The sequence below is a fragment of the Sphingopyxis sp. NFH-91 genome (genome assembly GCF_021401285.1).
In the GTDB taxonomy this organism is placed as follows: domain Bacteria; phylum Pseudomonadota; class Alphaproteobacteria; order Sphingomonadales; family Sphingomonadaceae; genus Sphingopyxis; species Sphingopyxis terrae_A.
The window spans coordinates 471,613-484,429 of the sequence record NZ_JACBGA010000001.1 but is presented as its reverse complement, the minus strand read 5'-3'; the positions used below and the strand labels follow the sequence as shown (position 1 = coordinate 484,429).

Here is a 12,817-nt window from a genome sequence, read left to right as displayed (position 1 = left end):
CATTCGAAAAATGGCGGAAAATTGCGCTACTTCACGCGCGATTGCACCGGGCAGGCCGTTTCGGGGCGGAGACGCTGCGGCAGTGCGTAGGGCGCGAAGCCGCAGCCGCCGCGATGGTCGCGCAGGAAAGGATGGCACGGAAGGCATGCGGCGAGGCTGACACGCCGGAACAATGCAGGAAAGCGATTTCAGGCCGCCGGGTGCGGCGGTTCAGCCCGTCGTGCCGCGGTTCAGGCGGTGCAAAGTGCTGAGCGCGGCTTCGAGCGCGAAGTCGATTTCTTCGTCGGCATCTTCGTTGGCGGCGACATCGGGCACCGGGACTGCGGCGGTTGCCGTCCTGGTTTCGCGGCGCCGGGCGAGCCCTGCCTCGAAGCGCGCAACCATCGCGCCGAGCGATTTGTCGGCGGGATCGGGCATCGCCGGTCCAGCAATCTTCGCGGGCTGAAGCCAGGGTTCGTCACCGGGTGTTTCAACCTCGACGGGCGCAAGATCGGCGAGGATCAGTTCATCCTCTTCGTCCGGCGCAGCGTCGGCTGCGGGCGGCGTGTAGGGTGCCACGGCCGCTTCGACGATCTCGACAGCGTCCACATCCTCGACGACATCGGCACCGGCGAGCGCGTCGGGTTCATATTCAAGAAGATAGTCCGCCGCGACCTCGGGCGCCGCATCGACCGGCCCCAGCCCCTGTTCGGGAAGGTCGCGTCCGGCGCGCAGCGGCGCGCGCGGCAGATCATCGGGGTGGAGGTCGGCGCGGCGGCGCACCGGAATATCATCGTCGACAGCCTCCTGGCGGCGGCGCAGACGGCGCCCGAGCGCGGCAAGGCCCGACGCCTCGGGCTCGGCGATCAGCAGCGCGACAAAGGCCGCAACCAGCGCGGCGACAAGCGCCATGCCAAGCGCCAGCGCGAGACGGGCGCCATTGCCGACCGGCGGCACGAACAGGTCCGACAGACGGTCGAGATAGAGATTCCAGCCAATGCCGAATACCCAGGCCATCGGCATGATCGCGGCGAAGAGGAAGGTCAGCGCCGCGGCGCCGATGACCGCCGGCATCGCCGGGCGGAGCGCGCGCATCCAGGCGGCGGCGCGGGCCTTGCGATGCGAAACCTTGTCGGAGCCGTCGGCGCTATCGTCCATATCGTCCAAATCCGTCGCTCCCGAAGAGGAGCCTGTCCTATATCATCAAGCCGCGAGCGATGCAGCGCCGCGGCGCAACAATCTCTGGTAAACGGGCTCGTAACGCAAAATGTTTGACGACCAGTTACGATCGGCCTCGACGAACGCCCGCGCGGTCCGGCGGCGTTCATCCCAGATGTCGCGATCGCGCAGCAGCCCGGCAAGGGCCGCGGCGATTGCCGGTGGGTCGTCGGGCGCGAACAGCGTGCCCGTGACGCCGTCGGCGATCAGTTCACGGTGGCCGCCGACATCGGATGCGGCGACGAGCTTGCCCTGCGCCATTGCCTCAAGCGGTTTCAGCGGCGTGACGAGATCGGTAAGCCGCATCTTCTTGCGCGGATAGGCCAGGATGTCGATCAGCGAATAATAGCGCTCGACCGCCTGGTGCGGCACCCGTCCGACGAACAGGATGCGGTCGGCGACGGGCGACGCCGCGGCCTGGGCCTTGAGCGCCGCCTCCATCGGCCCGCCGCCGACGAGCAGCAGCCGCGCGCCGGGTTCGGCAGCGACGAGCGCGGGCATCGCGGCGATCAGATCGTCGATCCCCTCATAATCATAGAAGCTGCCGATGAAGCCGATCACCGCGTCGCCCGGCATGAGGCCGAGGTCGGCGGCGAGCGCATCGTCGCGCGGCGGCGGGTCGCCGAACAGGTCAAGGTCGACGCCGTTGGGCGACACGACGATCTTGGCGGGATCCACCCCGCGCGCGATGAGGTCGCCGCGCAGCCCTTCGCAGATCACCGCGACGGCGTCGGCGGCGCGGACGGCATGACTTTCGAGCTGACGGGTCAGAAAATAGCGCGCGCTGCCCTCGCGGCCCGTGCCGTTACCGACCGCGGCATCCTCCCAGAAGGCGCGAATTTCGTAGATCACCGGAATTCCGAGCCGTTTGCCGACGCGCAGCGCCGCGAGCCCGTCGAGGACCGGTGAGTGGGCGTGGAGCAGATCGGGGCGCCATTCGTCGACCAGCGCCGCGACGCGGTCCGCCAGCGCGCCGATTTCGCGCCATTCGCGCCACGGCGAGCGCGCGGGCGCGATCGGCGGCGTGCGATAGAAGGTGAGCCCGTCGACTGTTTCGACGGGCGGTCCGGGGTCGGGATGGCGGACCCCCGTCACCCCAGCGACCGCCCACCCCTTCGCCGCCTGCGCCTTCATCAGCGCCCGGGTACGAAAGGTGTAGCCGCTGTGCGCCGGCAGGCTATGGTCAAGGACGTGCAGGATCCGGGTCATCGGCCAAGCCTTTGCCATACAAGCCTTAACGCCGCGTCAACCCCGATCGGGTAATGCCGCCGAAACGGGCCTGCGGGCCGGAGGGGAAGCCAGGTGCGCAGCAGATGATCGACAATTTTGCGATTGCCCTGACGCATGTGCTGATGGCGATCGCCCTCTGGCGCCTGCTGCACCGCGACGACCTCGACCGTGAGGTCGGCCCGCGCATGCTGTGGCAGCAACAGCGCGACGCCGAACGCATGGCGGCGATGGCGCCCGAGGCCGCGGAGGATCGCCGATCCGATGCGTGACCTTGCCTTCGTCGCCTTTCTGTTCGCCTTCATCGGGGTCGGCTTTCGCAAGCCGTTCCTGTTCGTGCTGTGCTTTTGCTACATCGACATCGTCGCACCGCAGCGGCTCAGCTATTTCCTGATCAATTCGATTCCGATCTCGCTGATCGTCTTCATCCTCGCGATCATCGGCTGGCTCGCCTTCGACGACAAGCGCGACACGCGCTGGTCGGGGCGGCAGACGTTGATGCTAATCCTGCTCTTTTATTGCTGGATGACGACGATGAGCGCCGACTTTCCGGTCGAGGCGCTCGATAAATGGGGATGGGTTTGGAAGGCGCTGGTCTGGGCGATCTTCCTGCCGCTGACGCTGCGCACGAAGCTGCGCATCGAATCGCTGTTGCTCTTCATGCTGCTGTCGGCCGCGACGATCGCGATCGCGGGCGGGATCAAGACCGCGGCGGGCGGCGGCGGCTATGGCGAACTGCAACTGCTGCTGTCCGAAAATTACGGCCTGTACGAAGGCAGCACCATGTCGACGGTCGCGGTGTCGATCATCCCCGCGATCCTGTGGTTCCGCCGCCACGGCACCGTCTTTCCGCCCGACTGGCGCGTCTCGCTGTTCTGCTTCGCGCTCTGCTTTGCCTGCATGCTGCTGCCGGTCGGGACGCAGGCGCGCACGGGGCTGATCTGCCTCGGCGTGCTCGCGCTGCTGTCGCTGCGCGCGGTCAAGCACCGGCTGCTATATATCATGGGGGCGGTGCTGCTCGTCGCCGCGGCGATCCCCTTCCTGCCGCAAAGCTATACCCAGCGCATGGAAACGCTGCAGGATTATCGCACCGACCAGTCGGCATCGACGCGCGTCGCGGTGTGGGCGTGGACGTGGGACTATGCGAAGGACCATCCGTTCGGCGGCGGGTTCGAGGCCTATATGCAGAACCGCCTGCGCGTCGAAACCACCGGGTCGAACGCCGATGCGGGTCGTCCGGGCGCGGGCGATCCGGTGATCCATGACGAACAGTCGCGCGCCTATCATTCGGCCTATTTCGAAATGCTGGGCGAACAGGGCTATCCCGGCACGCTGCTGTGGCTGCTGCTCCACATCACCGGCATCGTCCAGATGGAGCGGGTGCGCCGCCGTTACCTCAAGACACGCCGCGCCGAGGAGCAATGGATCGCGCCGCTCGCGACCGCGCTCCAGCACGGCCATATCGTCTATATGGTCGGGTCGCTGTTCGTCGGAATCGCGTTCCAGCCTTTCATCTACATGATGCTGGCGCTCGAAATCGGGCTGTCGACCTATTGCCGCCGCCGCGAGCAGGAATCGGGACGCAACTGGATGCGGCCGCGCGCGCAGGGATTTGCCGCATGATCGCGGCGCAAAAGCCCCGCATGCTGCCGACGCTGACCGGGGTGCGCGGCTTTGCGGCGCTCGCGGTGCTGTTCTATCATATCCGGGGCGGCATGGCGGGCTATCTGCACGGCGCGGTCATCGACGGTTTCGCGCACGGCTATCTTGCGGTCGATCTCTTCTTCGTCCTGTCGGGCTTCGTGCTGTGGTGGAATTACGGTCCGGCGTTCGTTGCCGAGGGGACGCGCGCCGCGCCGCGCTTTCTGGTCCGCCGCATCGCGCGTATCTTTCCGCTGCATCTCGCGATCCTGGCGGCGATGGCGCTGTTCGCGGTCGCGCTGCTCGCCAGCGGGCGCGATCCGGGGCCGCATTACGGCTTTGCCACGCTGCCCGCGCACGCGCTGCTGGTCCAGAATTGGGGCTTCACCGCCGATCTGCGCTGGAACGACCCGGCCTGGTCGATCTCGACCGAATGGGCGGCCTATCTGCTGCTCGCCGCGACCGGCGGCTGGGCGGCGCGATTGCCCGCGGGGCGGTGGAGCTTTCCGCTCTTCGCGCTGCTGCTCGCGGCAGCGCTCGGCGGCTGGTTCGCCGCGACGGGGCGCGCGGGGATCGGCGACGATATCGCGGCGACCGGCCTCGTCCGCTGCCTCGCCGAATTCTTCCTCGGGGTCGCGCTCTGCCAGTGGTGGACGGCGCAGCGCGCGCGCGGCGACGGGAGCCGGGTCATATATGCGACCGCGGCGATCTTCGCGCTGCTCGCGGCGCTGATCCTGTTCGCCGGCCTGCCCCAGCCTGCGGCGATCCCGCTGGCGATGGCGGCGGTCGTCATCACCGCGCTCCAGGCGTCGCTCGCACCGCATCCGCTGCTGTCGGGACGGCTCGCCCAGTGGCTCGGCGACATCAGCTACGCTGTCTATCTGTCGCACTTCTTCCTGTGGATCCTGTTCAAGCTGGTCCTTGTCGACGATCCGGCGATGGTCGCGCCGATAAAGATCGCCGCCTTCGTCGCGCTGACGCTCGCCGTCTCACACCTGCTCCACCGCTGGCTGGAAGTCCCGGCGCGGCGGATCGTCCAGCGCGGCGGCGACGCTCTCTTGTCGCGGCTGGCGGCCGGGCGGCAGGCGCAAACCCGCCAAAGCTGACGCCTGCCCGCTGCGCCGGCGGAGGGAACCATCGCCCGGCCAGGACGCTTAACAAGGCATGCCGTCGCCGCGTGCCGCCCCCCGCCTGATCCATGTCGACGACAGCCTGCCCGGCATCCGCCGCGAACGGGCCGCATCGGGCTGGCGCTATCGCGACGCCGCGGGCAAGGTGATCCGCGACCGCGCCGAGATCGAGCGCCTCAACGCGATCGCGCTGCCCCCCGCCTATGAGGATGCCTGGTTCTGCCCGGCCGCGAACGGGCATATCCTTGCGACCGGCTATGACGCGCGCGGGCGCAAGCAATATCGCTACCACCCCGATTTCCGGGCCGCGCGCGAGGCGGACAAATATGATCGCTGCGCCAGCTTCGGCCAGGCCCTGCCGCTGCTCCGCGCGCGGCTGGAAAGCGATTTGCGCCGCCGATCGCTGTGCGCGGATCGCGTCGTCGCGGCCGTCGTCCGCCTGCTCGACCTCGCCGCGCTGCGCGTCGGCAACGAACAATATGTCGCCGCAAACAAGAGCTTCGGCGCGACGACGCTGCGCCGGCGTCACGCGCGACTGGAGGGGCAGCGCCTCCGGCTCCGCTACCGCGCCAAGGGCGGCGCGCGGCGCGAGGTGACGATCAGCGACCGCAGCCTGGCGACCCTGGTGCGCCGGTTGCAGGACCTGCCCGGCCAGCATCTTTTCCAATATGAGGATGCGGATGGCCCGTGCGCGGTCGGGTCCGACGAGGTCAACGCCTATATCCGCGAGGCGATGGGCGCCGATTTCAGCGCCAAGCATTTCCGCACCTGGTGGGCGAGCGTCGAGGCGTTCGCCTGTCTGTACGACGCCGAAGAGCCACCCTCGCTCAAGGCGATGCTGACGCGCGTCTCCGACCGGCTCGGCAACACGCCCGCCGTTGCGCGGCGCGCCTATGTCCACCCGGCGATGATCGCCGCTGCGCAGGATCGCGGAGATTTTGCCGCGGTCGCGGGGCGCCTGCCGCGCGCGACCAAATATCTTTCGCGTTACGAACGCGGATTTTTGACCTATCTGGAGCGCGCGCCCGATGCCGGCGCGCTGCTCCGTTCCGCCTGACCGACCGACCAGACCAAGAGGACCGACGTGACTTTGCCTTTCCTTGCCACCGCGACCGCCAACCCCGCCGCGCAGATCCGCGCCTGGTGGACCAGCAGCGTCGCGTGGGTCGATACGCACTGGCTGCAGATCGGCATCGCGATCGGCGCCGGGCTCCTCATCTATTTTGCGCTGTCGCTGATCCGCGGTTTCGCGCTCAAGAAAGCGCAGTCGGCGCCGGGGCAATTCACGCTGACCGACATTGTCGGGCGGGTGATCCACAAGACCAAGTCGCTGGTGCTGGCGATCGTCTCGGTCCGACTGGTCGCGGCATCGGCCAATCCGCCGGTCGTCGTCCTGCATATCATCCAGTTGGTCTTCACCGTCGCGGTGGTGCTGCAAGTCGCGATCTGGGCGCGCGAGATCGTCCTCGGGCTGATCCAGCGCCGCGCCGCCGATGGGCATAACGAGACGCTGGTCAACGCGATGGGCATCATCCGCCTGCTCATCAGCATCGCGCTGTTCGCGGTCGCGGCGATCGTCATCCTCGACAATATGGGGGTCAATGTCACCGGCCTGATCGCCGGCCTGGGCATCGGCGGCATCGCGATCGGCCTTGCCGCGCAGGGCATTTTTTCCGACCTGTTCGCGTCGCTGTCGATCATCTTCGACCGGCCTTTCCGCGTCGGCGAAGCGATCAAATATGACAATAGCGTCGCGACCGTCGAGCGCATCGGGCTGAAAAGCACGCATCTGCGGTCGGTCAACGGCGAGCTGCTGGTCATTTCCAACACCAATTTGCTATCGAAGGAAATCACCAACTATGCCCATCTCGAACGCCGCCGCGTCCAGTTCGCGATCGGTGTAATCTATCAGACCACGCCCGCGATGCTGCGCGCGCTGCCCGACCTGCTGAAGGCGCAGGTCGAAGCCGAGGGGCATGAGTTCATCCGGTCGAGTTTCATCGGCTTCGGCGCCTCTAGCCTCGACTTCGAACTGGTCGCCGACATTCCGAGCGCAGACTATAACGAGGTCATCGCGGCCCGCACCGCGATCGGCATCCGCGTCTTCGAAGAGATGACCAACGCCGGCTACGACTTCGCCTATCCGACGCAGACGACCTTCACCGCGGCGCCCGACGGGACGATGATTCTCCCCTATGCCGAAAGCGTCACGATGAAGACGCCGAAGTCCGCACAGTCCTGACGCTACGGCGCCGTAGCGCAAAGCCCTAGGCTCTTGTGCTACCCCGCCCCGCGGGCCTAGAACGCGCCCCTCGACAGACATAGAGGGGATAAAGGATGAGCGCGATGACGCCGCAGGAAATGAAGGAACTGGTCGGCAAGCCGCTCGGCACGTCGGAATGGGTGCTGGTCGATCAGGAGATGATCAACAAGTTCGCCGACGCGACCGGCGATCATCAGTTCATCCATATCGACGAAGAAAAGGCTAAGCTGACGCCCTTCGGCGGCACCATCGCGCACGGCTTTCTGACCCTCTCTCTTTTCCCCATGTTGATGGCCAAATCCGACTGCCCGCGCCCCGCAGGCGTCAAGATGGGCGTCAACTATGGCGGCAACAAAGTGCGCTTCCTTGCCCCCGTGCGCTCGGGCAAGCGCGTGCGCGGCCATTTCAAGCTGCTCGAGCTCGACGAAAAGCGTCCGGGCCAGTGGCAGCAGACGCTGGAATTCACGGTTGAGATCGAGGGCGAAGAAAAGCCCGCGCTGATGGCCGAATGGATCAGCCAGTTCTTCGTCTGACATATAAACCGGCATTCCGGCCGAACCTCCCCCGAAAAGACAACCGGAACCAAGCAGAAGGAAGTTTATCATGCGTGACGCCGTCATCGTTTCCACCGCCCGCACCCCGCTGACCAAGGCGGCGCGCGGATCGTTCAACAACACGACCTCGCCGACGCTGGGCGCCTATTCGGTCGCCGCCGCGGTCGAACGCGCCGGGGTTGAAGGAGGCGAGATCGACGACGTCCTGTTCGGCGCCGCAATGCAGCAGGGATCGCAGACGATGAACGTCGCGCGCCTAATCGGCCTGCGCGCCGGCCTGCCCGTCACCGTCCCCGGCATGTCGATCGACCGCCAGTGCTCGTCGGGCCTGATGACGATTGCGACCGCCGCGAAGCAGATCATCGTCGACCGCCAGGACATTTGCGTCGCCGGCGGCGTCGAAAGCATCTCGAAAGTCAGCGGCAGCGGCAAGACCTTCTTCGAGGCCGACCAGGAACTGCTGGCGATGCACAAAGACATCTACATGCCGATGATCGGCACGGCAGAAGTCGTTGCAAAGCGTTACAATATCAGCCGTGAAGCGCAGGACGAATATTCGCTCCAGTCGCAGCAGCGCACCTCCGCGGCCCAGGCCGCTGGCAAGTTCGACGACGAAATCGTCCCCTGCAAGGCGACGATGGCGGTGGTGAACAAGGAAACGAAGGAAGTCACCTTCAAGGATGTCGTCGCCGACAAGGACGAGTGCAACCGTCCCGACACCACGCTCGAAGGTCTGCAGAGCCTGAAGCCGGTGATGGGCGAAGGCCACACGATCACGGCAGGCAACGCCAGCCAGCTTTCGGATGGCTCGTCGGCCTGCGTCGTCATGGAGGCCAAGGTCGCCGAAAAGCGCGGGCTTCAGCCGCTGGGCCGCTATGTCGGCATGGCCGTTGCCGGCACCGAGCCCGACGAAATGGGCATCGGCCCCGTTTTCGCCATCCCGAAGCTGCTCGAACGCTTCGAGCTCAAGATGGACGACATCGGCCTTTGGGAACTCAACGAAGCCTTTGCCGTGCAGGTGCTCTACTGCCGCGACAAGCTCGGCATTCCGAACGACCTGCTCAACGTCAACGGCGGTTCGATCTCGATCGGCCACCCCTTCGGCATGACCGGCGCGCGCTGCGTCGGCCACGCGCTGCTCGAAGGCAAGCGCCGCGGCGTCAAATATGCCGTCGTCACCATGTGCATCGGTGGCGGCCAGGGCGCAGCAGGCCTGTTCGAGGTCTTCTGATTTGCGGCTGAAAGCTCCGCGTGTCGAGCCGGTCGATCTCGACCGGCTCGATGCCGACCAGCGCGCGGCGCTTGAACCCTTTCTTGCCTCCGATGGCGGCAAGGTGGGCGGCGGCAGAATCCTCAATATCTTCCGCACGCTGGCGCAGGCGCCCAAGGCGCTGACCGCTTTCCTCGGCTGGGGCAATTATATCCTGTCGAAGCGCAATGCGCTTACCCCGCGGGATCGCGAGCTCGTCATCCTGCGCACCGGTTATAATTGCCGGTCGGGCTATGAATGGACGCAGCATAAGCGCATCGGACTCGACTGCGGCCTGACCGAAGACGAGATCGAGCGGATCAAGGCCGGACCCGACGCTGCGGTCTGGAGCGATATCGACCGCGCGATGCTGCGCGCGACCGACGAGTTGACCGCGAACCATTTCGTTGCCGACGCGACCTGGGCGGCGCTGGCGCCGCTCGGCGACAAGGGACGCATGGATCTGGTGATGACCGTCGGTCAGTACACACAGGTTTCGATGATGCTTAACAGCTTCGGCATCCAGGTCGAGGCGGGCTGGGAGGTCGATCCCGACCTGCACGCCTAACCATTTGAGCCTGACTATTTTCTGGGGAGAGACGATATGAGCGGAATCGGCATTATCGCCACGCTGCGCGTGCAGCCGGGCAAGGAAGCGGAATTCGAAGGCGTGTTTGCGGAGCTGGCCCCCGCGGTGCGCGCGAACGAGAAGGGTAACAGCTTCTACAAGCTCTTCCGTACCGCGGAAGCCGGCGTTTACAAGGTGCTCGAATGCTATGACGACGAGGCCGCGGTCGCCGCGCACCGCGCGTCGGACCATTTCCGCACCCTCGGCGCGAAACTCGGCCCCTGCCTCGCCGGAGCACCTGAAATCGAAAGCCTGCCGGGGGTCTGATCGCTCAGGGTCAGAGCGTCAGCCATCGTTCGCAATCGTCCCTGACCCGCGCATCGGCGTCGCGCCGGCCGAGCTCGAGCGCCGCCGTTCGCCCCCTTATCGTCTGCGACAGCAGCGAGCGCGGCGATGGCGCTGGCGCGCGCCCGCGGAACCGGATGGCTGACCGCCATATGGTCGGCGATGTCGCGGGCATTGTCGGTCAGGCGGATTGCGCAGCGGAGCAACGCTTTGGGGGGCGTCAGCGTCGGCCGGCTGGCGATCGTGCCCCACCGCGCGGCGTCGCGCCGGCGGCGGCGCGAACTTCGGGGCGCGGATCGGCGTCGGCCATCGCAGCGGCGTGCAGGGTGGCCGGTTCGAGCGCGACATGGCGTGCGATCCGGGCCGACGCAGAGACAGTACACCGCGTCAGCGCGCGGACAGTTGCAGCCGACCGTCGCGATGGTCACGGCGATGTCAAAGACCGACCCGTCGGCCGTCGATCCGTACAGGCCCGCCGCGGTGTCGAGCAGCGGGAGCGCGTCGATGGCAATGGGCGGAAATTCCATAACCTCTCCTGGCTGAAACGGCGGCGACGATGCCGCCGGCGACAGGGCTAGGAAGGCGACTGAGCGAAGCCCAATTAGCTTCGCGTAATCGCCGATGCGAGCCAGAGCGACAGGCCGGGGGGCGGATCGGCGGGCGGCGTTTCGGTGCAGTGTCGCACCGCATCGGCTCGCGCGCGGGCCAGGATCGCGGGCGGAGTCGCAGCGGGGTGGAAGATATGATCGGCCTCGCCCAGCAGGCGCGCCGCGCGCAGCGTCAGATCGTCGGGATCGTCGCTGGCGAGCGCGATCATTTCAAGGCGCGCGGGCGCCGCCAGATGATCGGCGGCGAGCCAGGCAGCGACAGCGCCTTGGTCCGGCCCGGCAACCGGATCTAGCGCGCCGCCGGGCGCAAGCGCGGCATCGATGGCGCGGCGGCGGTCGGCGGCATCGGGCCAGCGCGCTTTCATCGCACCGCGCGCCGCGAACAGGGCGGCGGCGAGATTGCCGAGGGTGGCGGGCAGCAACGCCTCAATCCGCTGGCGCACCGCCTTGGCAAGCCCGGCGGACGCGCCGCCGGTGCCGACCGCGATCGTCACCGGCGCGCGATCAACGATCGCGGGGGTGGTGAAATCGCAAAGATCGGGCCGGTCGACGACATTGACGAGGAGGCCGCGCGCGCGCAGCTCCGCCGCCGCTTCTTCAGCTCCCTCGTCCAGCGCAACAAAGGCGATCGCCGCGCCGTCTTCCCACTGCGGCACGATCCGCCCGCCGGCGCGCGCAATCAGCCGCGCCTTCGCATCCGCAGCCTCCCCCTCCCCGACCAGCACGACCGTGCGGCCTGCAAGGTTCAGGAAGAGAGGAAACTGGCGCATCAGTCGATCCAGTCGGGGACGCGTTCGGCCGCCATGATCGTACCGGCGGCGATGCGATCGGCGACGACGATATAGCGGTCGCCGTCGACGAGCACTTCGGGAACCAGGCTGCGGCTGTTGTAGGTCGATGCCATCGTCGCGCCATAGGCGCCCGCGGTACGGAAAACGGCGAGATCGCCCGCCGCAACCTTGTCGATCACGCGGTCGCGCGCGAAGGTGTCGCCGGTTTCGCACACCGGGCCGACGATCGAGGCGGTCATCGTCTCGCCGCTCGGACGCACTGCCTGGAAATCGTGCCACGCATCGTAGAGCGCCGGACGTGCCAGATCGTTCATGGCTGCGTCGACGATGACGAAATCGCTCTGCGCTCCCGGCTTGACCCACAGCACTTCGGTGAGCAGCACGCCCGCGTTGCCGGCGATGACGCGCCCGGGTTCGAACATCAAGGTGACGTCCCAGTCGCGGGTGACGCGCGCGACCATCGCGCCATAATCGGCGGGGCTCGGCGGGTTGTCGCCCTCCTTGTAAGGAACCCCGAGCCCGCCGCCGAGATCGACATGGGTGATGTCGTGTCCCGCCGCTCGCAGATCGGCGATCAGCCGCCCGACGCGGACGAACGCCGCCTCGAGCGGGTCGAGGCTGGTGAGCTGACTGCCGATATGGAGTGCAATGCCGCGCAGCTTGAGGCCAGGTAGCCGCGCAAGGCGGTCGAATATTTCGGGCGCGACGTCGATGCCGACGCCGAACTTGTTTTCGGCCTTGCCGGTCGAGATCTTGGCGTGGGTGCCCGCATCGACGTCGGGATTGACGCGCAGCACTGCCTGCGCGGTCATTTCCTTTCGTGCGGCGATCTCTGCGAGCGCGACACCTTCGGGTTCATGTTCGATGTTGAACTGGCCGATGCCGCGGTCGAGACCGAGCGCCAGTTCGGCCCGCGTCTTTCCGACGCCCGAAAAGACGATATCTTCGGGCGCCATCCCCGACGCGATCGCGCGTTCGAGCTCGCCGCCCGACACGACGTCGGCGCCATAGCCCTGCCGCGCGAGGACACGCAGCACGCCGAGGTTGGGGTTGCACTTGATCGCAAAGGCAATGTGCTTGCGCGGAATGTCGGCAAGCGCGTCGCGAAACACCTGCGCATGGCGTTCAAGCGTCGCGCGCGAATAGACATAGACGGGGGTGCCGATTTCCTCGGCAATGCGCGGCAAGGCGATGTCTTCGGCGTAGAGAACGCCGTCACGATAAGCAAAATGATCCATGGAAAA

13 protein-coding genes are annotated in these 12,817 nt (G+C 66.9%); 9 read left to right on the top strand and 4 right to left on the bottom strand.

Annotation, left to right across the window (positions count from 1 at the left end; genetic code table 11):
* Positions 1 to 210: 210 nt before the first annotated feature.
* A complete protein-coding gene (locus L0963_RS02355; protein ID WP_062900753.1) occupies positions 211 to 1,137 on the bottom strand; it encodes a hypothetical protein in 927 nt (308 codons plus the stop codon).
* A 45-nt stretch (positions 1,138 to 1,182) separates the two neighbouring features.
* Positions 1,183 to 2,406 carry a TIGR04063 family PEP-CTERM/XrtA system glycosyltransferase gene (locus L0963_RS02350; protein ID WP_062902982.1) on the bottom strand — a complete coding sequence of 408 codons (1,224 nt, stop codon included), beginning with the start codon at positions 2,404 to 2,406 and terminating at the stop codon, positions 1,183 to 1,185.
* Positions 2,407 to 2,510: 104 nt separating this feature from the next.
* Between L0963_RS02350 and L0963_RS02345 the strand changes: the two genes are divergently transcribed.
* From L0963_RS02345 to L0963_RS02305, 9 genes are all read left to right on the top strand, one after another.
* Entirely contained in the window at positions 2,511 to 2,696 is a 186-nt protein-coding gene (locus tag L0963_RS02345; RefSeq protein WP_217372675.1) for a hypothetical protein, read from the top strand.
* A complete protein-coding gene (locus L0963_RS02340) occupies positions 2,689 to 4,047 on the top strand; it encodes a putative O-glycosylation ligase, exosortase A system-associated (RefSeq protein WP_062900754.1) in 1,359 nt (452 codons plus the stop codon). Before L0963_RS02345 ends, L0963_RS02340 begins: the two co-directional genes overlap by 8 nt.
* A complete protein-coding gene (locus tag L0963_RS02335) occupies positions 4,044 to 5,171 on the top strand; it encodes an acyltransferase family protein (protein WP_062900755.1) in 1,128 nt (375 codons plus the stop codon). Before L0963_RS02340 ends, L0963_RS02335 begins: the two co-directional genes overlap by 4 nt.
* A 58-nt stretch (positions 5,172 to 5,229) precedes the next feature.
* Entirely contained in the window at positions 5,230 to 6,252 is a 1,023-nt protein-coding gene (locus L0963_RS02330) for a DNA topoisomerase IB (RefSeq protein ID WP_062900756.1), read from the top strand.
* Positions 6,253 to 6,285: 33 nt separating this feature from the next.
* Complete coding sequence (locus L0963_RS02325) at positions 6,286 to 7,437, top strand: mechanosensitive ion channel family protein (protein WP_062900757.1); 1,152 nt, start codon at positions 6,286 to 6,288, stop codon at positions 7,435 to 7,437.
* 95 nt (positions 7,438 to 7,532) lie between these two features.
* Complete coding sequence (locus L0963_RS02320; RefSeq protein WP_082813397.1) at positions 7,533 to 7,991, top strand: MaoC family dehydratase; 459 nt, start codon at positions 7,533 to 7,535, stop codon at positions 7,989 to 7,991.
* Between the two features lie 70 nt (positions 7,992 to 8,061).
* Positions 8,062 to 9,243, top strand: a complete 1,182-nt coding sequence (locus L0963_RS02315; protein WP_217372676.1) for an acetyl-CoA C-acyltransferase — start codon at positions 8,062 to 8,064, stop codon at positions 9,241 to 9,243.
* A 1-nt stretch (position 9,244) separates the two neighbouring features.
* Positions 9,245 to 9,829, top strand: coding sequence for a carboxymuconolactone decarboxylase family protein (locus L0963_RS02310; RefSeq protein WP_062900758.1), 585 nt, complete (start codon positions 9,245 to 9,247; stop codon positions 9,827 to 9,829).
* Positions 9,830 to 9,865: 36 nt separating this feature from the next.
* The gene (locus L0963_RS02305; RefSeq protein ID WP_062900759.1) at positions 9,866 to 10,156 is read left to right on the top strand and encodes a putative quinol monooxygenase; all 291 of its coding nucleotides are present in this window, start codon (positions 9,866 to 9,868) and stop codon (positions 10,154 to 10,156) included.
* 619 nt (positions 10,157 to 10,775) lie between these two features.
* Here the strand turns inward: L0963_RS02305 and L0963_RS02300 are convergent.
* The gene (locus tag L0963_RS02300; protein WP_062900761.1) at positions 10,776 to 11,552 is read right to left on the bottom strand and encodes a precorrin-2 dehydrogenase/sirohydrochlorin ferrochelatase family protein; all 777 of its coding nucleotides are present in this window, start codon (positions 11,550 to 11,552) and stop codon (positions 10,776 to 10,778) included.
* Positions 11,552 to 12,811, bottom strand: coding sequence for a diaminopimelate decarboxylase (lysA, locus tag L0963_RS02295; protein WP_062900762.1), 1,260 nt, complete (start codon positions 12,809 to 12,811; stop codon positions 11,552 to 11,554). Before lysA ends, L0963_RS02300 begins: the two co-directional genes overlap by 1 nt.
* Positions 12,812 to 12,817 lie beyond the last annotated feature (6 nt).